Annotated in this window: 25 protein-coding genes and 1 pseudogene; 13 read left to right on the top strand and 13 right to left on the bottom strand. The window is 37.5% G+C overall.

The features are described from left to right. Positions 1 to 389: 389 nt before the first annotated feature. Entirely contained in the window at positions 390 to 998 is a 609-nt protein-coding gene (locus C4E06_RS25730) for a Uma2 family endonuclease (RefSeq protein WP_107671195.1), read from the bottom strand. A gap of 152 nt (positions 999 to 1,150) precedes the next feature. Further along, positions 1,151 to 2,587 carry a hopanoid biosynthesis associated radical SAM protein HpnJ gene (gene hpnJ, locus C4E06_RS25725; RefSeq protein ID WP_107671194.1) on the bottom strand — a complete coding sequence of 479 codons (1,437 nt, stop codon included), beginning with the start codon at positions 2,585 to 2,587 and terminating at the stop codon, positions 1,151 to 1,153. Between the two features lie 241 nt (positions 2,588 to 2,828). Here hpnJ and C4E06_RS25720 point away from each other — a divergent pair, with 241 nt between their 5' ends. The 9 genes and pseudogenes from C4E06_RS25720 to C4E06_RS25680 all read left to right on the top strand — a co-directional run bounded on the left by C4E06_RS25720 (position 2,829) and on the right by C4E06_RS25680 (position 10,435). After that, a complete protein-coding gene (locus tag C4E06_RS25720; protein WP_107671193.1) occupies positions 2,829 to 4,514 on the top strand; it encodes a DUF3352 domain-containing protein in 1,686 nt (561 codons plus the stop codon). A 439-nt stretch (positions 4,515 to 4,953) separates the two neighbouring features. Continuing rightward, the gene (locus C4E06_RS25715) at positions 4,954 to 6,996 is read left to right on the top strand and encodes an elongation factor G (RefSeq protein ID WP_107671192.1); all 2,043 of its coding nucleotides are present in this window, start codon (positions 4,954 to 4,956) and stop codon (positions 6,994 to 6,996) included. A 199-nt stretch (positions 6,997 to 7,195) separates the two neighbouring features. Further along, on the top strand, positions 7,196 to 8,170 hold the full coding sequence (locus tag C4E06_RS25710) for a hypothetical protein (protein ID WP_157951255.1): 975 nt from the start codon (positions 7,196 to 7,198) through the stop codon (positions 8,168 to 8,170). Positions 8,171 to 8,293: 123 nt separating this feature from the next. Then, on the top strand, positions 8,294 to 8,524 hold the full coding sequence (locus tag C4E06_RS25705; protein WP_107671190.1) for a hypothetical protein: 231 nt from the start codon (positions 8,294 to 8,296) through the stop codon (positions 8,522 to 8,524). Next, positions 8,521 to 8,790, top strand: a pseudogene (locus C4E06_RS29760) (type II toxin-antitoxin system RelE/ParE family toxin). The gene C4E06_RS25705 and the pseudogene C4E06_RS29760 overlap by 4 nt, the downstream one beginning before the upstream one ends. A 79-nt stretch (positions 8,791 to 8,869) precedes the next feature. Then, complete coding sequence (locus tag C4E06_RS25695) at positions 8,870 to 9,091, top strand: hypothetical protein (protein ID WP_107671189.1); 222 nt, start codon at positions 8,870 to 8,872, stop codon at positions 9,089 to 9,091. Then, complete coding sequence (locus tag C4E06_RS25690; RefSeq protein ID WP_107671188.1) at positions 9,088 to 9,360, top strand: type II toxin-antitoxin system RelE/ParE family toxin; 273 nt, start codon at positions 9,088 to 9,090, stop codon at positions 9,358 to 9,360. The genes C4E06_RS25695 and C4E06_RS25690 overlap by 4 nt, the downstream gene beginning before the upstream one ends. An 82-nt stretch (positions 9,361 to 9,442) precedes the next feature. After that, the gene (locus tag C4E06_RS25685; RefSeq protein WP_107671187.1) at positions 9,443 to 9,664 is read left to right on the top strand and encodes a type II toxin-antitoxin system HicB family antitoxin; all 222 of its coding nucleotides are present in this window, start codon (positions 9,443 to 9,445) and stop codon (positions 9,662 to 9,664) included. Between the two features lie 108 nt (positions 9,665 to 9,772). After that, positions 9,773 to 10,435 carry an HAD family hydrolase gene (locus C4E06_RS25680; RefSeq protein ID WP_107671186.1) on the top strand — a complete coding sequence of 221 codons (663 nt, stop codon included), beginning with the start codon at positions 9,773 to 9,775 and terminating at the stop codon, positions 10,433 to 10,435. Between the two features lie 36 nt (positions 10,436 to 10,471). Here the strand turns inward: C4E06_RS25680 and dnaN are convergent, their stop codons facing one another. Continuing rightward, the gene (gene dnaN / locus C4E06_RS25675; RefSeq protein WP_107671185.1) at positions 10,472 to 11,653 is read right to left on the bottom strand and encodes a DNA polymerase III subunit beta; all 1,182 of its coding nucleotides are present in this window, start codon (positions 11,651 to 11,653) and stop codon (positions 10,472 to 10,474) included. A 668-nt stretch (positions 11,654 to 12,321) separates the two neighbouring features. Between dnaN and C4E06_RS25670 the strand changes: the two genes are divergently transcribed. Then, positions 12,322 to 13,812, top strand: a complete 1,491-nt coding sequence (locus C4E06_RS25670) for a SulP family inorganic anion transporter (protein WP_107671184.1) — start codon at positions 12,322 to 12,324, stop codon at positions 13,810 to 13,812. Positions 13,813 to 13,849: 37 nt separating this feature from the next. On the opposite strand, the gene C4E06_RS25665 is transcribed toward C4E06_RS25670, so the two are convergent. The 4 genes from C4E06_RS25665 to psbD form a co-directional block, all read right to left on the bottom strand. Beyond that, the gene (locus C4E06_RS25665) at positions 13,850 to 14,197 is read right to left on the bottom strand and encodes a hypothetical protein (RefSeq protein ID WP_107671183.1); all 348 of its coding nucleotides are present in this window, start codon (positions 14,195 to 14,197) and stop codon (positions 13,850 to 13,852) included. A gap of 290 nt (positions 14,198 to 14,487) precedes the next feature. Then, positions 14,488 to 14,895, bottom strand: coding sequence for a DUF2809 domain-containing protein (locus tag C4E06_RS25660; RefSeq protein ID WP_107671182.1), 408 nt, complete (start codon positions 14,893 to 14,895; stop codon positions 14,488 to 14,490). A 3-nt stretch (positions 14,896 to 14,898) separates the two neighbouring features. Next, positions 14,899 to 15,636 (bottom strand): DUF2993 domain-containing protein, encoded by a 738-nt coding sequence (locus C4E06_RS25655; RefSeq protein WP_107671181.1) that lies wholly within the window; start codon positions 15,634 to 15,636, stop codon positions 14,899 to 14,901. 93 nt (positions 15,637 to 15,729) lie between these two features. After that, complete coding sequence (gene psbD / locus C4E06_RS25650; RefSeq protein ID WP_107666598.1) at positions 15,730 to 16,785, bottom strand: photosystem II D2 protein (photosystem q(a) protein); 1,056 nt, start codon at positions 16,783 to 16,785, stop codon at positions 15,730 to 15,732. 499 nt (positions 16,786 to 17,284) lie between these two features. Here psbD and C4E06_RS25645 point away from each other — a divergent pair, with 499 nt between their 5' ends. Beyond that, positions 17,285 to 17,494 carry a hypothetical protein gene (locus C4E06_RS25645; RefSeq protein WP_107671180.1) on the top strand — a complete coding sequence of 70 codons (210 nt, stop codon included), beginning with the start codon at positions 17,285 to 17,287 and terminating at the stop codon, positions 17,492 to 17,494. Here C4E06_RS25645 and C4E06_RS25640 read toward each other — a convergent pair. From C4E06_RS25640 to purU, 5 genes are all read right to left on the bottom strand, one after another. Then, complete coding sequence (locus C4E06_RS25640) at positions 17,491 to 17,988, bottom strand: HNH endonuclease (protein WP_107671179.1); 498 nt, start codon at positions 17,986 to 17,988, stop codon at positions 17,491 to 17,493. The two genes, C4E06_RS25645 and C4E06_RS25640, sit on opposite strands and share 4 nt — an antisense overlap. A 200-nt stretch (positions 17,989 to 18,188) precedes the next feature. Beyond that, the gene (locus C4E06_RS25635; RefSeq protein ID WP_107671178.1) at positions 18,189 to 19,535 is read right to left on the bottom strand and encodes a Mur ligase family protein; all 1,347 of its coding nucleotides are present in this window, start codon (positions 19,533 to 19,535) and stop codon (positions 18,189 to 18,191) included. A 100-nt stretch (positions 19,536 to 19,635) separates the two neighbouring features. Continuing rightward, a complete protein-coding gene (locus C4E06_RS25630; protein ID WP_107671177.1) occupies positions 19,636 to 20,934 on the bottom strand; it encodes a hypothetical protein in 1,299 nt (432 codons plus the stop codon). Beyond that, positions 20,927 to 21,820 (bottom strand): NAD(P)-dependent oxidoreductase, encoded by an 894-nt coding sequence (locus C4E06_RS25625; protein WP_107671176.1) that lies wholly within the window; start codon positions 21,818 to 21,820, stop codon positions 20,927 to 20,929. Before C4E06_RS25625 ends, C4E06_RS25630 begins: the two co-directional genes overlap by 8 nt. A gap of 127 nt (positions 21,821 to 21,947) precedes the next feature. Beyond that, positions 21,948 to 22,802 carry a formyltetrahydrofolate deformylase gene (purU, locus tag C4E06_RS25620; protein WP_107671175.1) on the bottom strand — a complete coding sequence of 285 codons (855 nt, stop codon included), beginning with the start codon at positions 22,800 to 22,802 and terminating at the stop codon, positions 21,948 to 21,950. Between the two features lie 242 nt (positions 22,803 to 23,044). On the opposite strand from purU, the gene C4E06_RS25615 reads away from it, so the two are divergent. Both C4E06_RS25615 and C4E06_RS28470 read left to right on the top strand, forming a co-directional pair. Next, positions 23,045 to 24,577: a mechanosensitive ion channel family protein gene (locus C4E06_RS25615; protein ID WP_198649043.1), complete on the top strand. Its 1,533-nt coding sequence runs from the start codon at positions 23,045 to 23,047 to the stop codon at positions 24,575 to 24,577. Further along, a complete protein-coding gene (locus C4E06_RS28470; RefSeq protein WP_198649042.1) occupies positions 24,552 to 24,845 on the top strand; it encodes a hypothetical protein in 294 nt (97 codons plus the stop codon). Before C4E06_RS25615 ends, C4E06_RS28470 begins: the two co-directional genes overlap by 26 nt. Positions 24,846 to 25,160: 315 nt before the next feature. Here the strand turns inward: C4E06_RS28470 and C4E06_RS25610 are convergent. Beyond that, on the bottom strand, positions 25,161 to 25,528 hold a 368-nt coding region (locus tag C4E06_RS25610; protein ID WP_198649041.1), incomplete at its 5' end, for an RNA methyltransferase.

Here is a 25,528-nt window from a genome sequence, read left to right as displayed (position 1 = left end):
AAGAACAAGCTTAAGTGCTGTCAGGAATTCATGATTAAAAATTAGTAATCGCCTCACATTAACCTTGTTAGTTCACCCAAATAGATGAAGACTTCACCAGCATAATTATGGGATATTAAGAACAACAAGAACAAAAGTTTTCCCTACATCGAGATTTCCTCCTCAGATGTACCAGATGACCTCCTCCACCCTAATACTAGGGTGGTTTTTATTTTTATATTCACCCCCTTTATTATTCATCTCGAAGCATTGGCAAAAGATTTATGGGAAACCCTCCCCCTTTTGCCAGGGGGGAATGAGGGGGGATCATACATCAAAACTTACCAACAGCAACGACAATCTATGATCATTATGTAGTAGAGGAACGAAACCCAACCATCAGTTATCAGTTAAATATTGGGCATAATCTCATCTAGTCGTAGCTGTAAATTAGGCAACAGTCGAGACTTAATTAAATCCCCTAAACGATATTTTTGTTGCTGATAAACGTCATCAACCAAGTAACAAACGGTAAAAGTGGGTTGCTTTGGCTTCCCAATAAACTGTAATCCACCTAACCCCCGAAAATCGATAATCCAATATTCTGGAATCTTAAGAAAAGCATATTCTTCCACTTTTCGGGCATAATCATCTTGCCAATTATTACTCACCACTTCAACCACCAGTTGAATAGTATTGTCATTACAAATCACTGGTTCTTTGTCCCAAAGGGGTTCTTGACTCAACTGGGTTTGATCCAAAACCACCACATCCGGACGTAAGGCTGTCGCCTCAGAATATAGTGGTTTGATTAAACAATTTTTAGGAATTAACCAGTTTAAATTAGCTCGAAAAATTTCTAGATAAATTCTACCTGCAATCTTCCCCGCCACTGCTTCATGATGGCCGGTGGGTTCCATATCTCTAAGTTTTCCATCAATCAGTTGATATCGTGGGTTATCTCCATATTGGTCAATAAAATCCCTAAAACTTAGAAATTTAGAGGGAGTGTAAATCATAGTTAGCAACAAGAATCTTGAGTCTTACTATCAATTATAAGGGTAAAGAAAGAAAGTTTTAAAAATTTTGTTAGCCTATGCTATTTGCTAATTTTTTCTTTTTGTTATCATTTCTTTAAGAGTAAGGTGGGCATTGCCCACCCTACTATAGATTATGCGTTCACTAAACTACGGGTATGACGTTCTTTTAAATAGGCCATAAATTCCCGGCCTTCCCGTAAACGACGCACTAACATTTGTGGGTCTACAATCATTTCTTTTACAATAGGAATGATGGTACGACGACGGAAATAAAAGCGACGATACATCCGTTCAACTGCGTCCTCAATTTCAGACGCAGAGAGATTCGGATATTGTAGGGTAGACATTTGAATACCAGAACTGGCTACTAAGTCTCCGTTAGTAAACCAACCGTTTTCTTGCGCTTGTTGATACAATTCTGTGCCAGGATAAGGGGACGCAATGGACACTTGAATGGTGTGGGGACTGACTTCACAAGCGAAGCGAATGGTATCTTCAATGGTTTCTTTGCTTTCGTTAGGTAACCCCAGAATAAAGGCCCCGTGTACCTTAATTCCGAGTTTATTACAGTTGTTCATAAACTTACGAGCAACTTCTAACTTGATGCCTTTTTTCACCCCATCTAAAACCGCTTGATTTCCAGATTCAAAGCCAACTAATAACAGACGTAAGCCATTATCTCTTAAGGTTTTTAGGGTGTCATAATCTAGGTTAGCACGGGCGTTACAACTCCAGGTTAAGTTAAGCTTTTTCAGATGTTCACTAATAGCAATAACTCGCTTTTTATCAATAGTGAAAGTATCGTCATCAAAGAAATATTCTCGGACAGAGTTACCCCATATGGACTTCGCTAAAGCCATCTCTTTACCCACGGCTTCGGGAGTTTTGGCGCGGTATTGATGACCCCCAATAGTTTGGGGCCACAAACAAAAGGTACATTTCGCCGGGCAACCTCTTCCGGTGTACAAAGAGACATAAGGATGGAGTAAATAACCGATGAAATAATTACGGAAATTTAAGTTTTTTTCATACACAGGAAAAACACTGGGCATAGAGTCCCAATCGTGAATTAATTCTCGTTCTTCGGTATGCTTAATGTTACCGAACTTATCGCGGTAACTGAGTCCTTTAATGTCCTCGTAGGGTTTTCCTTCTGCTAATTCTTTACAAGTGTAATCAAATTCGTTGCGACAAACAAAATCGATAACGGGGTTTTCTTCTAAGGTTTGGCTAGGTAATACCGCAGCATGGGCCCCTAATAACCCGACTTCTGTGTGGGGGTTTTGGGCTTTAATGGCCTCAGCGCATTTAACATCGTTGGGTAAGGTGGGGGTACTGGTGTACATAATCACCAGTTCGTAGTCTTTGGCAATTTTTAAGACATCCTCAACGGTTTGATAATGGGCCGGTGCATCCACTAATTTACTACCAGGGACTAAGGCCGCTGGTTGGGCCAACCAGGTGGGATACCAAAATGAAGTAATTTCTCGTTTCGCTTGATATCTTGCCCCTGCAGCCCCGTCGAAACCATCAAACGAGGGAGGACTCAAAAATAAGGTTTTTTTCATTGTGTTTCGTTACCGTTCACATTTTACTCACATACAGTTACCCATCCGTACACTTAACTGATGAGTAAGTTTTCGTAATGCTAACGAATTTTCTATTAATTCATCAACTCATTAATGAAAGCGTAACTTAACTCAATGATGGCTAAGTTTTATCTTAATTTTATTTTATGAATTTCCTAGGGATCGAGGGAAGTTAAGGTTAAAATAAACATTGGTCATTTCTTATTCTGGATAGATAATAGTGAAGTTACGTCCTTTTTTTGTTACTCTCATCCTTGGTGTTATTTTTCTTCTCTCCCTGGCAACAACCAGTGTTTACTGGATACTCAAACCTAGTCCTTTGCCTCTGTTGGCAGGAGGGGTTAATCAAGAACCCATTACAGCCGTTTTTCTCCCGAAACAAGCGCCGGTGATGGTTTCGTTGTTAACCAACCCCGATCGCTTGGATGGGTTGGGACGGTTTATTGCTTCCCCTGAAAAAAGACGGCGATCGCATCAAGAAATACGCACCATTGAAAAAACTTTATTAGCAAAAACAGGACTTGATTATCAATCTCAAATTCAACCCTGGTTAGGGGAAGAAATTACCTTGGCCGTGACTTCTCTTGACTACGATCATAATCCCAATAATGGCATTAAACCGGGTTATTTATTGGCAGTTTCGACCAAAGATCAACAATTAGCGAATGAGTTTCTCCAAGCGTCTTATTCGGCTGATGCGATCGCCGGCACATCTGACTTAGTTTTTGAGTCTTATAAAGGGGTTAATTTAATTGCGCAACAAAACCCCAATTTAACGAAAAATACGCCCCTTTCTGCTACCGCAGTGGTGGGTAATATGGTTCTCTTTGCCAATGATATTCAAGTGTTAAAAGAGAGTATTAATAATGTTCAAGTTCCTGATTTAAACTTAAAAAATGCCCCAGGTTATCAGAAGGCATTAAACACCATTACTGATCCTAGAATTGGCATTGTCTATACTAATTTTCCGGCTTTATCCGCTTGGTTAGCTAATCTACCGATTCCTGAATTACCTGAAATCACCCAAACCCTAACTATCGCCTTTTCCATCAAAGAAGAGGGGTTAGTCGCCCAAACTGCTTTGATTGGCGTTTCAGGAGATAATAATGGTTCTCCTATTTTATCCGAACCGGTTGAGGCGTTTTCCTATCTTCCTGCTAATACCATTTTAACGGCTACAGGAACTAATTTAAATCAATTATGGCAACAAATAGAGACAGGATTAGATCAAGATAGTCCCCTACAACAACTCTTAAATCGTTCCATAGGCTACTTAGAAGAACCCTTAGGATTAAATTTATCAAAAGATGTTTTTCCTTGGGTTAAAGGGGAATATAGCTTAGGATTAGTGCCTAAAGCAGAAGGGGGTGCAGGGGACTGGATTTTTATTGCTCAAAAAAGTCCTGATGTCGCCATAGATGATGTCTTAAAACAGTTTGATCAATGGGCAGAAAATGCCGGTTATACAGTAGGAAATGTCCCCTTATTAGACAAGACTGTAACGGTGTGGACCCAACTAAAAGCAACGGTTAATCCTGAGAAGAAAAGTTTAGCGAGTTTAGAAGCTAAGGTGAACGGGGTTTATGCCAATCTTGATGATTATCTTATCTTAGCTACGTCAATAGAAGCTATGTCTGAAGCGATTTCACCAGAGTTTCCTAAGTTAATTGAAACTGAACAATTTCAGCATATTATTGAAGGATTATCCCCCGACAATGACGGCTATTTTTATATTAATTGGCAAAAAAGTGAACCCATTTTAACCCAAAAATTACCCATTGCACGAGTGGTTGAATTTGGGGTTAAACCCTTATTAAGAAATCTTCGCTCTTTCACTTTAAGTAGTCAAGGAAGTCAAGATAATATTCGTCGTGCTACCATTTTCTTTAATGTTGGTGTTGAGTAAACTGTATTAATACAACAACTATGAAAGCCAAACATCCCATATTTTACTCAAAAAAATTAGTTAATTATGTACAACATAATTCTTATTTTATCTCTTTTTTGTAGCATTAGTTTATAATTATTGTTGTTTCTTAACTAAATTATCCCCTTATTTTAAAAGTCATTGCAAGATGTCTTAGAGAACACCAAAAGTGAGTTAAACTCGCTACATTAGAAATTAGATGTAAACAATGTGAGTTCAATTTTCTGTTATTGCTTAACACTCACAAGAGGGGTAGAACAATGTCATAGATAGTAGTCAAAGCAAAAGTTAATATAGTCTCATACATCAAACCTACAGACAAAAATTTTACTTCTGACTTCTGACTTCAAACTTCTGACTTCTCAAACCCTCAACCTGCCTGTGTTGAGCTTGAAAATTAGCTCTAAGGAGGTGTTTGATGAACGAAAAAGTCCTCGGCAATGTGCGTAATGTGGCCATCGTGGGTCCCTATTCGAGTGGTAAAACCACCCTACTCGAAAGCCTATTATCTGTTAGTGGTGCCATTACTCGCAAAGGTAGCATTAAAGAAGGGAATACCGTCAGTGATAGTTCTCCTGAAGCCAGAGACAGACAAATGAGTGTAGAGGTTTCCGCTGCGAGTACCACCCACGACAACATTGAATTTACCTTTTTAGACTGTCCCGGTTCTATTGAATTTGCCCAAGAAACCTATAATGGGTTAGTGGGTGCCGGTGCTGCGATCGTTGTCTGTGAACCCGAAATTAATCGCCTGTTGACCCTTGCACCCTTATTAAAATTCCTCGATGACTGGTCAATACCCCATATTATTTATATCAACAAGATGGATCGCTTCAAAGACAGCTTTATGGACGTACTCCACGCCCTCAAAGATGTGTCTACCCGTCCTGTTGTACCGCAACAATATCCCATTCGTCAAGACAGAGAACTCATCGGCTATATTGATTTAATCACCGAACAAGCTTATCATTATCATTCTGGTAGTCCGGCTGATCCGGTGCCCCTTCCCGAACACCTCAAAACGGAAGAACAGGCAGCGCGACACGAAATGTTAGAAGTGTTAGCCGACTTTGACGATCATCTGTTAGAAGAATTAGTTGAAGACATCGAACCCTCAAAAGAAGAAATACTCAAAGATTTAAAACAGGATCTCAGTGCCGATTTAATTGTACCGGTTTTCTTCGGTATTGCTGAACAAGACTATGGGGTACGGCCGCTACTCGATGCCTTGGTTAAAGAAACCCCTGCCCCTAATATTACCGGAGAACGTCGGGGACTGCAAAATAAAACCGAAGGGGAAACCTTAGTACAAGTATTAAAAACCTATTTTACTCCCCAAGGCGGTCAACTATCTTTAGTTAGAGTCTGGCAAGGGGAAGTTCAAGAAGGAATGCTACTGAATGGGGTTCGCGCCGGTGGGGTTTATCGCCTCATGGGAGACAAACAAATCTCTATCCCCACTCAAACCGCATCTTTAGGGGAGATCGTGGCCATTGCTCGTTTAGAGGGTATTAAAACAGGAGACACCTTATCGAGTCAAGAGAAACCCAGTGAACTGTTACCGAAAGCTGATACCTTAGAACCGGTGTATGCGTTGGCTGTCACTCCCGAAAAACGCAAAGATGAGGTAAAACTGAGTGGGGCCTTAGCTAAACTGATGGAAGAAGATCCATCCTTGCATTGGGAACAACACGGAGATACGAAAGAGGTTATTCTGTGGGGACAAGGGGAAATACATTTACAAGTCGCTTTAGATCGGTTGCGTCGCAAGTATAACCTACCCATGACCACCCATTTACCCCAAGTCCCCTACAAAGAAACCATCCGTAAGGCTAGTAAAGTTCACGGCCGTTATAAACATCAAACTGGCGGCCATGGGGCGTTTGGAGACGTTCACCTAGAAATTAAACCCTTACCCAGAGGGGAAGGGTTTCACTTCCATCAAACCATCGTCGGGGGTGTGGTTCCCAAACAATACATTCCTGGGGTAGAAATGGGGGTTAAGGAATATTTAGATCATGGTCCGTTAGGGTTCCCTGTGGTGGATGTGGATGTGACGTTAACAGACGGTTCCTATCATTCGGTGGATAGTTCTGAACAGGCGTTTAAACAGGCTGCACGCATTGCCATGAGTGATGGAATGCCCTTATGTCATCCTGTGCTGTTAGAGCCTATTTTATCAGTTAAAGTATCAGTGCCGGCGGAGTGTACTGCAAAAGTGTTGCAGTTGGTGAGTGGACGACGGGGACAAATTCTCGGTTATGAGAGTTTAACCCAGTGGAAAGGATGGGATCAAGTAACTGCTCATTTACCCCAAGCAGAGATGCACAACTTTATCATTGAACTGCGATCGCTGACGATGGGAGTGGGTACGTTTACTTGGACTTATGACCATTTACAAGAGGTTCCGGATAAGGTGACAAATAAAGTGTTAACTAACAATGGTAACGGGAAAAATTAACCTTTTTTTCTGATTGATTTATGTTGTTTTTAAAGATTAGGGTAGATTAATATCTGCCCTTTTTTGTATTATTATCAATAAGGGTCAGTCAATATAACTAATTACAAGGGCTTCGGTGATAAGCTCAAAAATAAGGTATTGCTGAATTTCATCAGCCTCTAATCAAAGAATGTTAAAAAACTCAGAGATTTACAGACTTGTGAATGATTATATTGGGGTATCTAATGGATATCTTAATGGATTTTCTTATACAACGCATTATGAGTTTTATCCCTACTATTGTGATTTAGAAATTAATGTAGGTGATTATGAACCCGGTACTACACGCGAGAAATTTATTCGCATACTAGAAGAGGCAACTCCAATAGATCAGGCCAAAATTATAAGAGGAGTATTCAAGAAATTTCCGATTACATCATTTGATAAGAATGAACAGTATATTAAGCAGGAACTTTATGATGAGTATCAAGAAATTGTCACAAGGCTTGAATCATTTGGCCGAAATCGTAGTAGTGAATTCAAAAATCTGATTTTTGCAGCAAATGGCCCTAAACCTGAAATTGTACTGATTGATGCAACTACTAATGAAATTAAAATTGTTAAGAATGAGAAATACTGCCTTGTTTACGACAGAATGCTCACTGAAACAGGGTTATTGTGGGAGCATTTAGTAGATTGGTGGAGAGATAGAGAAGATTTACATGAACAAGAGCGTTCAACGCAACGTCATGAACTATATAAACGATTGGAATCTTCTTTAGAAGATAATGATCCAGAAAAGCTTCTGTTTTATACATATTACAGGACTTTCTTTGAGAAATTAACAGAGCGTCTTCCAGCACTAATTCCACAAGTCTATTTGCATTATGATCCTTACACTCAAAAATACCTTAAAGATCATAAAAGATTACCTAGGCAAAGAATGGACTTCCTTCTCTTACTTTCACATAATAGAAACATTGTAATTGAGATTGACGGAAAGCAACATTACTCAGAGAATGAACAGGCCAGCCCTCGCCTCTACGCAGAAATGGTTGAAGAAGATAGGCGCTTAAAACTAGCCGGATATGAAATATATAGGTTTGGAGGTTATGAATTTTGGAATCGTGATCAGGCAAAAGAAAAAATAGTCAACTTTTTTACTAATTTATTTAAGTTATACTCTATTACATAGCTTTGTCGATCTTGTAGCGATCGCGGATCTTGTAGGTTGGGTTAAGGAACGAAACCCAACAATCATATAAAAATGAGCGATCTAAAATAACAAATAATAGACTATATATTATCCCCTAAAACTATGACTGAACTTCTAGAAAAAGTGATAACAGAACTCAAAAAACTTCCCCCTGATCAACAAGATGCGATCGCTTCTCGTTTAATGGAAGAACTTAAAGATGAACAGCAATGGACAGAAAAGTTTGAATCAACCACTGATGAACAATGGGATCAAATAGCTGGAATGGTTCGACAAGAAACAAGCAATGGTGAAACAACACCATTAGATAACGTTTTTCGAGTTAACTCATGAGATCGAGTGTTACAAAAACATTTCGTAAACAACTTAACCAACTTCCCGAAAGTGTACAAAAGTAGGCCGAAAAAGCATACAAACTTTGGGATAAAGATCCCTATCACAACAGTTTACAGTTCAAACGAGTCAGTCAACGTCAACCTATTTATTCAGTGCGTATAAGTTTAAATTATCGTGTTCTGGGATTATTAGAAGGTGATCATATTTACTGGTTTTGGATCGGGACACACGATGAGTATGATGAGTTGCTGAAAAGACTATAAATTCTAATGCGATCGCTTATTATCTGGCGATCGCGTTATAATCAAAACAACTCAACGAAAATAATTGTGCTCTAAAGTGATGACAGACTTATTAACAGAAGCATTTAAAAAAGCTCAGAATTTACCAGAAGATATACAAAATGAACTAGCTAAACAATTAATCCAAGATATTGAAAGTGAATATCAATGGCAAGAAACTCTAGAAAAACCTCAAAGTTCTTTTTTAGATAAATTAGCCAAAAAAGCTATAAATGAATCATTACAAGGAAAAACAAAGAAAATAGGGTTTGATGAAATATGAAGTCAGAATTAACAGATGACTTCTTAAAATATTTTGCTAAACTCCCCGAAACAGTTAAACAAACAGCACGAAAAAACTATAAACTTTGGAAACAAAACCCAACACATCCCAGTTTAGAATTCAAGAGACTTAACACCAAAGAACCTGTATATTCTGTAAGAATAGGAATCGGTTGGCGTGCTGTAGGAGTCATGAAAACATCGGATACAATTGTTTGGTTTTGGATAGGAAAGCATAGCGAATATGATAAATTACTGAAAAAATTATAATTGTTGATCAGTGAAAACCAACAATCATCCTGATTTAGCTAACAAGATGCCATCGCTTTTTAATGAAAGCAGGAATTAACCCATGAAATACAAAGGATATGAAGCAGTCATTGAATATGATGAAGAAGATCAGTTATTTTTTGGTCGGGTCATCAACATAGAAGATATAATCGTTTTTGATGGTCTTTCTGTAGATGAATTAAAACAAGCTTTTCAAACCGTGATTGATCAATATTTAGCTGATTGTCAGACTTTAAATAAATCCCCCGAAACACCTGTTTCTAAATTAGAATCCTCAATATAGAAAATCAATCAGGTATAAAGACCCTATTGTAGAAAAAATTCATAAGTATAGAGAAGAATATACAAAATCCTTCGATTATGATTTAAAAGTAATTGAGTTATTGATATCATGAAGTATCGCGCGATCGCCACTGACTACGATGGAACCCTGGCTACTGATGGAACGGTTGACACAGAAATTCGACAATCTTTAAAGCGTTATCGAGAGGCAGGGGGTCACCTTTTACTGGTGACAGGACGAGAATTATCTGAATTAAAAGAAGTATTTAATGATTTGGCTCTATTTGATGGGGTTATTGCTGAAAATGGAGCGGTTTTCTGGCAACCTGGTGATGAACAAGTACAACTTTTAGCAAAACCTTTACCTGATGAATTTGTGTCATCTTTGATAGCTCAAAATGTGAGTCCTATCAGTCAAGGTCAAGTATTAGTCGCTACTTGGCAACCTCATTTTGATGTTGTCGAGCAAACCATCACAAAAATGGGCTTAGAGGCTGAAATTATTTTAAATAAGCGAGCAATAATGATACTGCCAAAAGGGGTTAATAAAAAGACCGGTCTTGAAGTTGGGTTGACTCAATTACAACTTTCTCCTGAGCAAGTCGCAGGGATAGGAGATGCTGAAAATGACCGTGATCTTTTGCTTTATTGTGGTTTAGGGGTAGCCGTAGAAAATGCCTTACCAGATTTAAAAGCGATCGCTGATTGGGAAACGAAAGCCCCCAGAGGGCAAGGAGTTCAAGAATTAATTGAGTGGTGTTTAGGGTGTTAAATTATGGCCCCAACTTGAGAGGTTGGGGTCATTAAACTATTTAACAATTTGCACCGGCATGACTAAATAAGTCATTTGTAAACCCCCCAAAGGATTAAAAATAACTGGTTGATTTCCTTCATTTAACTGCATTTTAATGTCTTTAGTTGGTAGTGCTTTTAAACCATCCATTAAATACTTAACATTAAAAGCAATTTCGCCACTTTCTCCTGTGACTTCCGCCGGCATGGATTCTTTAGCACTGCCTAAGTCTTGAGTTTCAACGGATAAGGAAACTTGTCCCTCTTCATGGTTAAACGTACATTTCACTAAATTGTTTTTTTGATCCGCTAAAACTGCGACCCTTTCTAAACTACTTAATAAGCGTTTTCTTTCTAAACTAATGGTGCGAGTAAACTCTTTAGGGATTAACATTTGATAATTGGGATAAGCTCCGTCTAATTTACGAACCGTTAACCGTTGATGGCCCAATTGAAAGACGACTTGAGCCTCATCCACTTGTAAGGCGATCGCATCGGATTCGTTGCGGTTACCGATCATCCGTTCTAACTCCCGTAAGGCCCGCGCCGGAATGGTTACGGCAAACCCTTCTAAATTAGGCATTTCACTGCTTACGTCATCTTCGTTATCCTCATCGGTTTGGGGGGGTAACGTGGTTTCTACCACGGATAAACGATGGCCATCCGTGGCCGCAAATTCTAAACTATCAGGAGTCCCAGTTAAATGAACCCCTGTCAATATTTGTTTGGTTTCGTCGCTACTGGCTGCAAATAAAGCCCCTTTTAAGCCCTCGGTTAACATAACAATGGGTAATTGTAGAGATTCCCCTTCTTCTACGGTGGGTAACGGGGGAAACTCTTCTGCATCCATGGCCCTCACCTGAAACTGTCCCGATGCACATTTTAAAGCGACAATGTGACTGTCATTGTCTTCTGCTTCTTCCCTCATCAGGGTAATTTCCCCTTCCGGCAGTCGTGATACGATATCATTAAGCAGTTTAGCCGGTAAAGTAATTTGACCATCTTCGCTGACATCAGCACTAAAACTGGTTTCTATACCTAAACTAAGGTCGAATGCAGTTAAGCTCACGCGGTTTTTTTGACTATCGGCCACCATCAACACATTGGCTAAGATAGGATGGGTAGGGCGAGAAGGGACAGCCCGACTGACTAAAGATAAATTACTATTAAGATCACTTTGACTACAAACAAATTTCATAGAAGGTTGAAACGCTGATAAACATAGATCAACTGTATTTTGACTTAAAATTGACCCTTTGTTACTTAAATTTTTCTTCTGTTTACCTTTCTGTCTGTGGAAAAAGTGTGGAAAAAATTTAAAGGTTTTCCACAGGTTTCTCGGTTTAATCTCAAAAATTAGCTGATTTTGCTTAAAAGTAAGAGGATCAATCTAAAAAGTAAAAAAGAGAAAAAACGATAAAATCAAAAATTAAAAGAACATATTAGAATAATTTGCTTTTAAATACCTTAATTAACCTTGATGTGAATCCTTTTGACTTCTAATTCCGAAATCCTGGCCCCTCAGCTTTACCTTAGCCCCATTAGATGAGATGAGGGGGGTAAATACTGAGGAGAAGAAGCATAAAAATCACTAAAAACCTTAATTTTTTAATAAAATTGCCAAATATTCCAATTTTAGAGAATTTTAATGTTTTCCACAGACCCCCATAGGACAAACATTAGTCAACAAAAGCCGAGAGAAATGGTTTTTTCCTCTGGCCATTTCTCTTGATTTTAGGGGTTTTAGCATTGGAATTTAAAACCCTTTTAAGAAACTGAAATGGTAACATCAATCACGGCGATTTGTGTTATTTTCTCTAAAAATGGATAGAGTAAGCTTATTTTCTCCTCCAATCTTCCCAGAATATGAGTGAAATATTTACCAAAAAAGTTTGGTTTTCTAACGTCAAAAATGATTTGTTAGCAGGGACACTTGTTGCTTTAGCCCTGATTCCTGAGGCAATCTCTTTCTCCATTATTGCTGGAGTTGACCCCAAAGTGGGCTTATATGCCTCCTTTTCTGTGGCAGTTATCACTGCCTTTATGGGGGGTCGTCCGGGCATGATTTCGGCAGCGACAGGAGGGATGGCCTTATTGATGACCACTTTAGTCAAAGGTCATCCCGAAAATGGGTTACAATACCTCTTCGCTGCCACCATTCTTGCAGGCATTTTACAACTTCTCTGGAGTTGGATCAAACTCCCTAACCAGATGCGGTTTGTGCCTCGTTCCGTCATGATCGGATTTGTCAATGCGTTGGCTATCCTGATTTTCCAGGCACAACTCCCCCAGTTTGAAGGGGCTTCTTTCCTGGTTTATGCCTTAGTTGCTGTGGGCTTAGGGATTATTTATGGTCTACCACGCCTAACGACCGCCGTTCCCTCTCCTTTAGTAGCGATTGTTATCATTACTGCCGCCTCTTGGATCGGAAAATGGAATATCCGTACGGTGGGAGATCAAGGGGCGTTACCCAGCAGTTTACCGATTTTTGCCATTCCCCAGGTTCCTTTTAATTTTGAAACCTTACAAATCATCCTCCCTTATGCCTTAGCCCTCTCTTTGGTCGGGGTACTCCAATCCTGTTTAACGGCTAATGTGATTGATGATTTAACTGACACCTCTAGTAATAAAAATCAAGAAGCCTTCGCCCACGGAATAGCTAATATTATCACTGGCTTTTTAGGTGGTATGGCTGGATCTGCCATGATTGGTCAATCGGTGATTAATATTCGTTCTGGGGGACAGGCCCGCCTGTCTACCCTCAGTGCCGGTATTTTTCTATTTATTTTTATTATTGTCTTTGGAGAATGGGTCGCACAAATTCCCATGGCTGCTTTAGTGGCAGTGATGATTATGGTTTCTATTAGTACCTTTAACTGGGCTTCTATTATACATATTCGCAAAGTCCCTAAGAATGAAACTGCTGTGATGATCACTACTGTCTTCATTACAGTGTTAACCCGTAATTTAGCCATTGGGGTATTAATTGGGGTAGCCATGAGTGCTATTTTCTTTAGTCGGAAAATTGCCAATCTAATTTATGTGGATTCTTATTTGAAAGAAGAGGGAAAAGAAAGGATTTATGGGGTCAATGGCCAGGTGTTTTTTGTTTCTGTCGATAGCTTTTTGAGTGCTTTTGATTTTCGGGAACAATTAGAAAAAGTAGTTGTGGATCTAAGCCATGCTCATTTATGGGATCATTCTGCTATTGATGCTGTAGATAAAGTGGTATTACGTTATCGGAAACGAGGGGTTCAAGTAGAATTAATTGGCTTAAATGAAGCCAGCACAACCCTTTTAGAACGCTTGACAATCCATGATAATAGCGATGCTTTGGATAAAATGGGCAGCCATTAGAATTTTTATGTAGAGGCAAATGCCTCTACTATTACCCTTAAGCACTATATTGCCATTTTTGAGTTTTTTGCTTGATTTTTTCCAATTGATAAGCTAATAATTCTCGGATTTCGCCATAGTTTTCTAACTCAGTCAGATGGGGTTCTTTTTTCAATAATTGACTATGTTGTTCTAGCTTTTCAAGTCTTTCAGTGGTTTGGGTAATCATTTGATTGGCTAAAGCAAGTTTTTCTGATAATTGTTCTTGATTTCCAGAAACCATAATCGGTGCATCTAATAAAGTAATCACCTTTTTAATTTCTGTTAGACATAAGGAAATTTCTGCTTGATAATCGTTAAAAATGGCTTCCATTGTTTTATTTTGCTCAGATGATAAATGGTTCATGAAATTTAATCCTAACTATACAACTCCTACTAAATAATTGGATTTGATACTAACACCGCTTTTCTGAAATGTAGGTAATGTTTAGATAGTTTTAAGGATTTATGATTAAGTCATGACTAAAAGAAAATAAGAGAAATTGTTTATTTTATTTACTAGGTTGTGTCAAGATATTGACACAAAAGTTTATGATGTTAATCCCTAGGCTGATGTCTTGCACCCAGATAAAAAACGAACTAAACTACAAAAAATATCAATGACAATGATAGTGAGTAAAGCTTCTTTTATGTATGTTATGAATATTTATGAGTCAATTTATTTATAGATAGTAACCAGAGCCAACCGAATAAACAACCAATAATATAATGAGGAAAATCCCACCAAGAAAAAGTTGTTCCTAATAATAATTTACCTAAAATATGAGAACGTATGACAGCTAAAATAGGAGGGTTCCATAATTGCAAAATTTCTAATCCACAAGTAATAATAAAAACATAAATTGGAATCAATTTAACGGCTTTTTTTACAGAAAAAAAATAAAAGGCAAACAAACACCAAAACACTTCATACCAAATGGCTGCACCATAATCATTTACCCATGTATTGCCAATTCCTTGATAATATTTAGAATATAAACCAAGGGGAACAACGAACAAGATTGAGAGAATAATTAAGCTCTTTTTGCTAATGAAAACTTTCATAACTTAAGCAGTGGGAAAATGGGTCATTCCTGCTTCAGCTTGTAATTGTAAAGCACCTTTTCTAATCTTAAGTTCTTCAACTTTTAAAGAAAATCCATCCACTTTAAAATTTTTTAAATTTAAGATACTTTTAGCTTCTTCTAAAATGGGATTGAGTAAAATTGAGGATAAATTAGGCTCTTCTAAATATTCAATATTATCAATGATAACGCCCTTTCTTTCTTGACAAATTTTCGGTAGAATTTCTAAACTAACCTTTTTAATATCTTCTGTACCTTCTAGTTTAACGGTTCCTTCAATTTGAATTTTACCTGTTTCTAATAAGTGACACTTTACCTTTTGTAATCTAACCTTAATACTTTTCTCATCAATGAGAATCTCACTCTGTCGCTTTCTTAAAATTGCACGCTCTAATACTCTAGTAATATCATTTTCTGTCAATAAAACACAAGCTTTTCCCCGACTGGGTTGAGTTAACTGAATATTACCAGTTAATGCTTTAAAAGGACTCACTGCAATGGTATTTAAAGTAATATTAATACTTTCCATTCTCAAGGCATTTTCTACCATTAACCCTTGACAATCTATTACCAAGGATTCTAACGTGCCTTGGGCGAGTAAATTGGGATCAGTTTTAACTTTAACCTCCAGCCTATCTCTTTTTTGTAGCTTAGTGGATAAAGCAACTTCAGCAATTTTATTAATGGTTTTTTCCCCTAAATCATCAAACTTGAAAAACATAGGTTTAAGCTGTGGTGTGAGTAACTAAGGTTAAAAAGAAGCCCCACAAAGGGGGCTTAACATTATATCGTTATTAAACAAGCTTCATATTCCTTAGAGAGCGTTACCACGAGGTAATACTTCTTCAGGGAATACAAAGTTTTGGTGGGGTTGGTCTTGGGGAGCCATCCAAGCTCTGAGACCTTCGTTTAATAAAATGTTTTTGGTATAGAATGTCTCAAATTCTGGGTCTTCTGCAGCCCGTAATTCTTGAGACACGAAGTCATAAGCTCGTAAGTTTAAGGCTAAACCTACAATACCAATTGCACTCATCCATAACCCGGTTACGGGTACGAATAACATGAAGAAGTGTAACCAACGTTTGTTGGAGAAAGCAATACCGAAAATCTGTGACCAGAAACGGTTGGCAGTCACCATTGAATAGGTTTCTTCTGCTTGGGTGGGTTCAAAAGCGCGGAAGGTGTTCGCTTGCTCACCATCTTCAAACAAGGTGTTTTCTACTGTTGCACCGTGAATGGCACAGAGTAAAGCACCACCGAGAACACCGGCTACTCCCATCATGTGGAAGGGGTTGAGGGTCCAGTTGTGGAAGCCTTGTAAGAAGAGAATGAAACGGAAGATTCCAGCCACTCCAAAGCTAGGACCGAAGAACCAGCTAGACTGTCCTAGAGGGTACATCAAGAACACACTGACGAACACCGCAATAGGCGCAGAGAAGGCGATGGCGTTGTAAGGACGGATACCCACTAGACGGGCGATTTCAAACTGACGTAACATAAAGCCAATCAGTCCAAATGCACCGTGTAGGGCAACAAATGTCCATAAACCACCGATTTGACACCAACGGGTGAAGTCTCCTTGTGCTTCTGGTCCCCAGAGGAACAGTATGGAGTGTCCGAAGGCGTTAGCGGGGGAAGAAACCGCTACGGTTAAAAAGTTACATCCTTCAAGGTAGGAACTGGCTAAGCCGTGGGTATACCAAGAAGTGACGAAGGTGGTTCCGGTTAACCAGCCCCCTAATGCTAGATAAGCACAGGGGAAGAGTAATAAACCAGACCAACCGACGAATACAAAGCGATCGCGTTTTAACCAGTCATCGAGGACATCGAACCATCCTCTTTCTGGTGCGCGTCCGACTGCAATAGTCATGGACTTATCTCCAAATCAATATAAGGACAGAGTTTTTTGTTCTTAAAAATCGCCTAGCCTATGCAAACTTCTTATTATGAAGCAGACCTGTAGACGAAATCTAAGAAAACGTTACTTTTCTTAACTTAATTCTATATTAGTAAAATTTTTTGCAAAAAGCAAACTAGACCATAAATTTCTTCTGGTGATTTCAGGTTGTCTGTGGTAAAAGGCTAGATCATTGGCCATATCTTCATCCCAGGGGTAGCATGATGTGAGGGGTCATCCCTGACTGGTCTAATTTCTTAATTAATTCTTTAACTTTTTCCTGAATTGTATCTTGAATTCGAGGAAATATTTCTCAGGGTTGTCCGTCGGAATTTTATTTTTTACTCTGTGTTGGGTGAATTTCTGTGCTAGTTCATTACAATAGATGTCGAAAGGAGGAAGTTCAACTAAAATTCAGGATATACAGCTTAAAATAAAGTTGAGGTAGATCAGCAAGGAACATAGGTTTAATATGTTAGTAATTTTAACCCGTGATAATATTTTATCTGTTAATCAAGTCTGTCCTGGCTGTTTATTAGCGAATCAAAAAGGCACGCCTCGGTGGCATCATGGACAGCTTAGCTGCGGCCATTCACTCGATCAAGTGGATACACGACAAGCTAAAGTCTATGAATGCGAGATGGGCTTCCAAGTAGCTGAAGTAGAGGGTCAACCGGCTTAAATACCAATAATATACTTACGCCATTCTTGATTAAGATTACCTCTGGTATGTTTGACTAGCTCAAACTGTAAACTACTATAAGGACGACGGGGTGGGTATCGCAGGTTCATTTGTGCTTCTTTGGGGGTGCGGTTGCCTTTTTTGACGTTGCAACGAACACAGGCCGTCACTAGGTTTTCCCAACTGTCTCCGCCACCCCGCGATCGCGGAATGACGTGATCAAGGGTCAGTTGCTCTCCTTTGTAGCGACAATATTGACAAGTGTGGCGATCCCGTTCTAAGATGTTACGGCGTGTTAAGGGGATTTCTTTGTAAGGGACGTGCACATAATGGCGTAATCGAATAACCGACGGAAGAGGAAAATCAGTATAAATCAATCGCTCGTTGTTTTCCAGTTGTTCGGCTTTGCCTTTGATTAATAGAACCACAGCCCTTCGCCAACTGGTTATATTGAGCGGTTCATAGGACGCATTTAACACCAGAACCTTGCCCATAACTTATTTTTCAGGAATTTCTGTGAATTTAACCCCGATGGTAGCACAGTTATCTAATTTTGTCTGCTATGGAGGTTACAAAATTTTGTCTCCTTTGTTCATTCCCTCTTCGGTTTCTCCACAAGGGATCTAATTTTTCCCCACCTTATTGTTATTTTTCCCCAGTCGTTAAAGAAGACATTATCATTGAGTTATTTTCCTTATAAGATTTGACGACCAGTGAGGATACCTCTCACCTCTAACATAGCAGAATAGGTTGGCACAATGTGTAAGGTTTCCTCTGGTGTTGTCAGGTTCAAAGCCGTTTGTACCGCTTCTTTTAAATTTTCTTTAACGATTAATTGAAGATCATTATTCTCTTTTGGTAGGGTTTCTTGACTATATTTAAGACGCAAGGCCATGTCATAGGTGCGATCGCCACTCACCACTAAATTACCCCCTAATTGTACTAAGGGTTCGGTGTCCACATCCCAGATCCAAGAAACATCAGTTCCATCGGGAATTCTATCATTTAAAACCAATAAAGTTGTCGAGGATTTACCCATTTTTTTAATATCATTGACTGCTCTAATGGTTTCATTCATACCCACAGGATTTTTAGACAATAAAATGCGGACGTGCTTGCCTTTTACGGTTAATTCTTCTGCTCTACCAAAGGCGGCTTTAAAATTTTTGACCGTTTGGAAAATGGCTGTTTTTTCAATGTTTAATTCTTGGGCAACTAATCCAGCAGCTAAGGTATTATATTTATTATAAACGCCGATCAAAATTTGAGGCCAGTCTTGACTATTTAAGTCTAATTGACTCTTTTCAAAGCCACATTTATCACAAGAATAATCTCCTAAGTGGGATAAATAAACCCCTTCATAAGTCAAAGGATAACCACAACTAGGACAGTAGATCGAGTCTACAGCATGGGGAATTTCTTCTAGATATAAATGGGGTTCAGAAAGTCCAAAATAGCGAACCGTTTGAGTTAATTGTTGTCCTAAATAAGAAAGGGTGGGATCATCAGCATTTAAGACAATAATCGTATCAGGAGAAAGGGGAGCGATCGCTTTTTGCCACCGTTGACTAATGGCATCAACTTCACCGTAACGATCTAGTTGATCTCGAAATAAATTAAGTGCTAAAATCACTTTTGGTTGACAATCTTTTAAGACAAGCGGCACAATATTTTCATCCACTTCTAAGATGGCATAGTCTGCGGTTAATGTACCAATTAAATTGGTATTCCCTAATAATGTAGTGACTAAACCATTAATTAAATTAGCGCCAGTTTCATTGTGGGCAACTTGATAATTTTGGTCTTCTAAAATAGTCCTTAATAGTAAAGATGTGGTGGTTTTACCATTGGTTCCTACTACTAATATGACCCCCTGTTTCACTTGTTCACAGAGTAGAGAGAGTAGTCTAGGATGAAACCGACGGGAAATAGCCCCAGGTAAGACACTAGCAGCCCCTAAACCCAAAAAACGAACAGTAGCAGTAATAGTTTTTGCCACACCGACAGCTAACCCTAAACGAACACGATCTACTATATTCATAGTTTAGATAACCGCTCCTAGATAACCTTTAAATTATTTACAATAACATGATTAACTTGTTTTTGGTAAGATAATTTTACTGACTACTTAAAGACTCTGATTATTCCTTTTCCTCTAAAGATTCATGACTGAGTTGGTTTGGCTGTTGATTTTGAAAACTATTAATGGCTTCATCGAGGTAAACCCAAAAGAGTTGCGCTAATTTTTCTTGTTGAAAGTTGCTAATAGTCAGCACTTTATTTTGTCCAATTACTAAAATTTCTGGAGGAGAATTATTAATAATAAATGAGGCTTCTATGTCTGAAGTTTTAATTTTATCAATCATTTTATTATCAATAAAAAATTTAAGATAATATCGGGTTAGATAAATATGTTTGATACGGCTTAACAGCCATCCTTGATAAATAAAAATACCTAAAACTAAACCTAATTCTAAAATGTTACGCCAATGCCAATGAGGGATTAACCATTGAAGGGGTGAAGATAGATAAATAATATCATCTTTTCCTCTAATCACTGAAATAAGATTATCTAATAACCCTCCAAACTTGATCATAAAACCGCTCATGATAATAATAAATAATAAAAATCCTGCTTTTTGAAAAAGCATTTTGAGAAAATACCAAGTATTTGACCATTGCCATTGGGTATAAATATGCAACTTTCTTGCATTTTTTTGATATTTAACCCCTCCCGAATTCCCATTAATAAGATGGGAGATAAATCTGTGATCTAATTCCTGTTCCACATAAGAATATTTGCCTTGACTATGACTAAAAATAATCTCAGATTTGAAATAGTTAGCTAATTTTTGAGCCGTTAACAATGATTGATGAGTGAGAAGATTTTCATCAACAACAAAATGTTTACCATTATATAAATAAATTTCGACTTGCCAAACCTCATCTAAAACTTCTTGAAACGCACCTCCTAGTAAAGGTAGTTTCACCATGGAAATATGATTAACTTCTCCGAGGGAAAAACTAGCAAAAACCGATTGATTTTCAGTTTTAGGCAAGGATAAACAGCAAATAACTTTACTATTATCTATTTCATAGATATAAATATCAATTTTATGATTTTTCTGAAAATATTGATGTTTTGCAAACCAACAGTCTAGATACCAAATGATCAAACAAATGATGATAATAAGTTGAATATAATTTCTAAAATAGTAACCTAAAAGAGACAAAATACAAAAAAGACAAAAAGCGACTAAACTATCTAGTTCATTCTCAAGCTTTTTGCCATCAATCAACTCAGACCAAATGAGATGAAGTAAAAATTCATACATCGTTTGCAGTAGCTTTTTTACCTCGACTAAAGGAAAAATAAGCTTAGCATACCAATGATCACTTAAATAGGTTGTTGTTCCTTGAAAAATTAATTTTTTAGGCATTATTTTCTTGATTATAATAACGAATCATTGCTTGAGTTCCTTGTTCTTTTGCTGCTCCCTCATCCATATTGGCTACTACTTTTAGAAAGCTTTCTGCTAAACTAACTCCAGGCAATTTACCCTCCGATTCTGCCATGATTTCTTGAACTAATCGTAAATCTTTTAACAAATGTTTAATGGCAAAACCAGGTTCTAAATCTGAGTCTACGATTTTTGGACCTAAGTTAGCTAAAGCCCAAGAACCGGCTGCACCTGTCTGGCAAACTTCTATCATTAAATTAGGATCAATATTTTGTTGTTCTGCCATTTTTATGGCTTCACATAAAGCTATCATATGGACGGCACATAAGGCTTGATTACACATTTTGACCGCTTGTCCACTGCCACTCGGACCACAATAAATAATGGTTTTTCCCATGGCTTCAAAATAGGGTAAACATTCCTCAAAATCTCTTTTTTCTCCCCCTACCATAATGGTTAAAGTTCCTTGTTTTGCCCCAAGATCTCCCCCAGAAATCGGAGCATCTAAAAAACGAAATTGTTGCGCTTTTAATCGAGTGCCAATATCACGGGCAGCTTGGGTTCCAATGGTACTCAAATCAACAATTAATGCTCCAGATTTGGCATGATTAATAATACCCGTTTCTCCAAAGATGACATCATTAACGTCGGGGACATCTCCTACACAGGTAAAGATAATATCGGCTTCTTTGACAGCAGCTTCAATGGAAGGGGCAAGGATGGCACCGGCGTTATGTGCTATGGTGATGCCAGGACGGTTAGGGCTACGGTTCCAAGCTTTGACGGTTAACCGTTTTTTGGCTAAATTGGCTGCCATAAATCCGCCCATTAAACCGAGTCCAATAAATGCTAGTTGTTGTGTCATGAAAAATCTAGATAATTCTTTAGTTCTAATCTTTAATACTATTTTATAATAGATATCAATAAGAATAAAAAATTTAGTGAAACTTAACGATTCAAGATTCAAGGATTAAGGTAATTTAGGATAGCAATTAAGCAAAGACAACGGTACGATTTCCGTAAACTAAAACCCGATGTTGTAAGTGTAATCGAACGGCTCTCGCTAAGACAACTCTTTCTAAATCTTTGCCTTTACGAATTAAGTCAGGAATGGTATCTCGGTGGGAAACTCTAACAACATCTTGTTCAATAATTGGACCTTCATCTAAATCGGCCGTAACGTAGTGAGCAGTAGCACCGATAATTTTAACTCCTCTTTCATAGGCGCGATGATAAGGTTTTGCTCCAGCAAAAGCGGGTAAAAAAGAATGATGGATATTAATAATATGGGGAAAATGATTGATAAATTCAGGGGTTAAAATTTGCATATATTTCGCTAAAATAACCAGATCAATGCGATGTTGTCTTAAAATTTCTAGTTGTCTGGCTTCTTGTTGATTTTTTTTATCTTTGGTGATAGGAATATAATAAAAATCGATGTTGAATTGTTCTGCGATCGCTTTTAAGTTTTCATGATTACTAATAATTAAAGGGATATCTGCCCTCATTTCTTTTGCTTGCCACCGCCATAATAAATCAAGTAAACAGTGGTCTTGTTTCGTCACAAATAAAGCTAAACGGGGAACCGTATCAGAAAAATGAATATCCCACACTGCTTGTAAAGGTTTCGCCACAGAAGCAAAGGAAGATGGAATGATATCACGGGATAACTTAAACCCTTCTAATTGCCATTCTATTCGGGTTAAAAATAAACCGGCTTCAAAGTCGGTATGTTGATCAGCATGGATAATATTGCCCCCATTATCATAGATAAAATTAGCAAATTTTGCTACTAATCCTTGTTGATCAGGGCAAGAAATTAACAAAGTTGCAGTAGAACCATTCATACTCAATTTTTAGTCTATTATTATTTTGTATTTTAACGAAAAGTTTTGAGATAGTTGGTTTAATTTTTATTAAAACTTAATGATTTATCGATAAGCTATAACCATTAGCATTTATTTTAAGCTTAATATTAGATCAAAAGTGATTAAGATTATCCATAATCTTAAATTACTATTAATTTTAATTGTTAGTTATAGTTTTGAACTTTAGTATATTATTTATTTGAGTCTAAGGACACAATTCCATGATCACTAACCTTCGCAAAATAATATCTATTTTAACCATCATACTGTTAACATCATTCAGTTTAGTTATTTTTCATTTTTCTAGTCCGAGTATAGCCCAAACAAAAGGGATTATCTCTTTAGAAATAAGTAGTGATGATCATATATTTTTAGACTATATTTTAGCCCAAGAATTAAAGCAACAAGAAGAATCTTCCCTTGATAAATCATTAGATAATGATCCCCCTTCTCCTGTTAAATTAGATGGTGAAATTTTATTTGAATTTAAGACAAATATTGAAGGAATTCCTAACCAAGAAAGGGCAGAAGTTGCCATGAAACGCATCAAAGAAGTAGCAAAAGATCGCTCAATTAATATGAATAATTTAGTGGTTAAGACGATTGATGACCTATATATTATTTATGTGGACAATAATCTCTTACTTTATTTAGGGGAAAGTGATGCTAAAGCTAACAATAAACCTTTAGAGGAACTCGCACAGGATTATTCCGAAATCATCAAAAATGCAATTATTGAATATCGTGAAAAAAGAAACCTATCCTATCTCGGTATTAGAGGTTTATTAAGTTTGTTTTCTACTATTTTAGTTATTGTTATTTTTCGATTTTTGAATTGGTTTGTCCCAGTGGTATCTCGTCGAATTCTTGAGGGTAGAAGTGTTGTATTTAGAACCTTAAGAATTCAAAATTGGACACTGCTTTCTATTTATCGACAAAAACAACTTGCTATATTAACTTTAAAAATAGTTCGCTGGATTATTATCTTTATTCTTCTCTACTTTTATATTCCTTTAGTATTAAGTTTATTTCCTCAAACTGAACGATTAGGTAAAAGTGTTTTCAATTCATTTTTTGGAGTATTAGGAAAAGTTGGGGCTGAATTTATTGATTATTTACCTAACTTATTTTTGATTATTATTACCCTAATTATAACTAATTATTTAATCCGTTTTTGCCATCCATTTTTTAAAGCAATAGAAGAAGAAAGAGTGACCATTACTGGATTTTATCCCGACTGGGCAGAACCCAGTTATAAATTAACTGTAATCTTAATTATTGGGTTAGCAGCAGCCATTATTTTTCCTTATTTACCGGGATTTGATTCCCCTGCCTTTCAAGGAATTTCTATTTTAGCCGGTGCGTTAGTTACCTTTGGGGGAGCGAGTACCATTGCTAATTTAATCGGGGGATTTGTGGTAATTTATACCCGTGCGTTTCAAATAGGCGATCGCATCAAAATTGAAGAATATCAAGGGATTGTACTAGAAAAAACCATTCTTTCGACACGAATTCGTAACCAAAATAATGAAATTATTACCATTCCCAACTCCATTTTAATCGTCAGCAAAATTATCAACTATACGGCAACAACCAGGGATCTTGAACAACCTTTAATTCTTCATACAACCATTACTTTAGGTTATGATGTTCCTTGGCGTTTAGTCCATGAAACTTTAACCAGTTGTGCTTTAGAAACTACCGATATTTTAAACGATCCGGCTCCCTATGTGTGGCAAAACCAGTTTAGATGATTTTTATATTAGTTATCAACTGAGGGTTTGTACTAACAAAACCACATCCATTGAAATCGGCAATACTTATACTAAATTACATCAAAAAATACAAGACAAATGTGCAGAGGTTGGTATTGAAATTATGTCTCCCCATTATGCTGCGGTTAGAGACGGAAATCAAAATACAATTCCTGAAAATTATCTACCCAAAGATTATCAAGCTCCAGGATTTCGCTTGCATCCCTTAGAATCCTTTTTTAAAGGGAATATTGAGAAAGATAATTAATCAGTTAACAATGAAAGAATCAAGGGAGTAGGTGCATTTACGTACCCTTGATAGAAAGACAAGTTAATTTTACCTAATGCTACAGAGGAAACCGCCAGAGAAAATAATCACAATGGAAATATAAGAAACCATTGTCTCAGTATCTATGATTGAAAAATGTTTAATCTTACTTGCAAAAAATTAGTAACAAGGCTTTTCTTTTGGTTATTATTCGAGATTTCTTTAACTTGTTTAGGTCTTGACGATTTAGCTGATTACGGTGAGTTTATTTTGAGCGCAATTTTATTAACACCATGACTTCCGTGGACTTTTCTATTAGTTAAATAGTCGTTGTCGTTTGGCTTCATATAACATTAAGGCCGTAGCAATGGCAACGTTTAAAGACTCCACTCCCTCACCTAAAGGAATAGAAACGAGATTATCTGCGAGAGAAACTAAGGAGTTAGATAATCCTGAGCCTTCGTTTCCTAATAAAATTAGGGTTGGTTTTGTAAACGGTAAATGCCAATAGGTTTCAGTGGCGTTGGGTAAGGTAGCAACGATATTAACGCCATTCTTTTTATATTGTTTGATAACCGTTGTTAAGTCCGAAGTTACGAAGATAGGAACTTGAAACCACGCACCAGCAGAGGCTCTTAAAACTTTCGGGTTATCAATATCAACACTATCCTCACTTAACCAAA

The sequence above is a fragment of the Cyanothece sp. BG0011 genome (assembly GCF_003013815.1).
In the GTDB taxonomy this organism is placed as follows: domain Bacteria; phylum Cyanobacteriota; class Cyanobacteriia; order Cyanobacteriales; family Microcystaceae; genus Crocosphaera.
Note: the sequence above shows the minus strand (reverse complement) of the source record. Positions and strands in the feature narration are given on the sequence as shown.

Coding starts and splice junctions, on each gene's coding strand:
- C4E06_RS25730 (WP_107671195.1), bottom strand. CDS start 998: ATGATTTACACTCCCTCTAAATTTCTAAGTTTTAGGGATTTTATTGAC.
- hpnJ (WP_107671194.1), bottom strand. CDS start 2,587: ATGAAAAAAACCTTATTTTTGAGTCCTCCCTCGTTTGATGGTTTCGAC.
- C4E06_RS25715 (WP_107671192.1), top strand. CDS start 4,954: ATGAACGAAAAAGTCCTCGGCAATGTGCGTAATGTGGCCATCGTGGGT.
- C4E06_RS25705 (WP_107671190.1), top strand. CDS start 8,294: ATGACTGAACTTCTAGAAAAAGTGATAACAGAACTCAAAAAACTTCCC.
- C4E06_RS25695 (WP_107671189.1), top strand. CDS start 8,870: ATGACAGACTTATTAACAGAAGCATTTAAAAAAGCTCAGAATTTACCA.
- C4E06_RS25690 (WP_107671188.1), top strand. CDS start 9,088: ATGAAGTCAGAATTAACAGATGACTTCTTAAAATATTTTGCTAAACTC.
- C4E06_RS25685 (WP_107671187.1), top strand. CDS start 9,443: ATGAAATACAAAGGATATGAAGCAGTCATTGAATATGATGAAGAAGAT.
- C4E06_RS25680 (WP_107671186.1), top strand. CDS start 9,773: ATGAAGTATCGCGCGATCGCCACTGACTACGATGGAACCCTGGCTACT.
- dnaN (WP_107671185.1), bottom strand. CDS start 11,653: ATGAAATTTGTTTGTAGTCAAAGTGATCTTAATAGTAATTTATCTTTA.
- C4E06_RS25670 (WP_107671184.1), top strand. CDS start 12,322: ATGAGTGAAATATTTACCAAAAAAGTTTGGTTTTCTAACGTCAAAAAT.
- C4E06_RS25665 (WP_107671183.1), bottom strand. CDS start 14,197: ATGAACCATTTATCATCTGAGCAAAATAAAACAATGGAAGCCATTTTT.
- C4E06_RS25660 (WP_107671182.1), bottom strand. CDS start 14,895: ATGAAAGTTTTCATTAGCAAAAAGAGCTTAATTATTCTCTCAATCTTG.
- C4E06_RS25655 (WP_107671181.1), bottom strand. CDS start 15,636: ATGTTTTTCAAGTTTGATGATTTAGGGGAAAAAACCATTAATAAAATT.
- psbD (WP_107666598.1), bottom strand. CDS start 16,785: ATGACTATTGCAGTCGGACGCGCACCAGAAAGAGGATGGTTCGATGTC.
- C4E06_RS25645 (WP_107671180.1), top strand. CDS start 17,285: ATGTTAGTAATTTTAACCCGTGATAATATTTTATCTGTTAATCAAGTC.
- C4E06_RS25640 (WP_107671179.1), bottom strand. CDS start 17,988: ATGGGCAAGGTTCTGGTGTTAAATGCGTCCTATGAACCGCTCAATATA.
- C4E06_RS25635 (WP_107671178.1), bottom strand. CDS start 19,535: ATGAATATAGTAGATCGTGTTCGTTTAGGGTTAGCTGTCGGTGTGGCA.
- C4E06_RS25630 (WP_107671177.1), bottom strand. CDS start 20,934: ATGCCTAAAAAATTAATTTTTCAAGGAACAACAACCTATTTAAGTGAT.
- C4E06_RS25625 (WP_107671176.1), bottom strand. CDS start 21,820: ATGACACAACAACTAGCATTTATTGGACTCGGTTTAATGGGCGGATTT.
- purU (WP_107671175.1), bottom strand. CDS start 22,802: ATGAATGGTTCTACTGCAACTTTGTTAATTTCTTGCCCTGATCAACAA.
- C4E06_RS25615 (WP_198649043.1), top strand. CDS start 23,045: ATGATCACTAACCTTCGCAAAATAATATCTATTTTAACCATCATACTG.
- C4E06_RS28470 (WP_198649042.1), top strand. CDS start 24,552: ATGTGTGGCAAAACCAGTTTAGATGATTTTTATATTAGTTATCAACTG.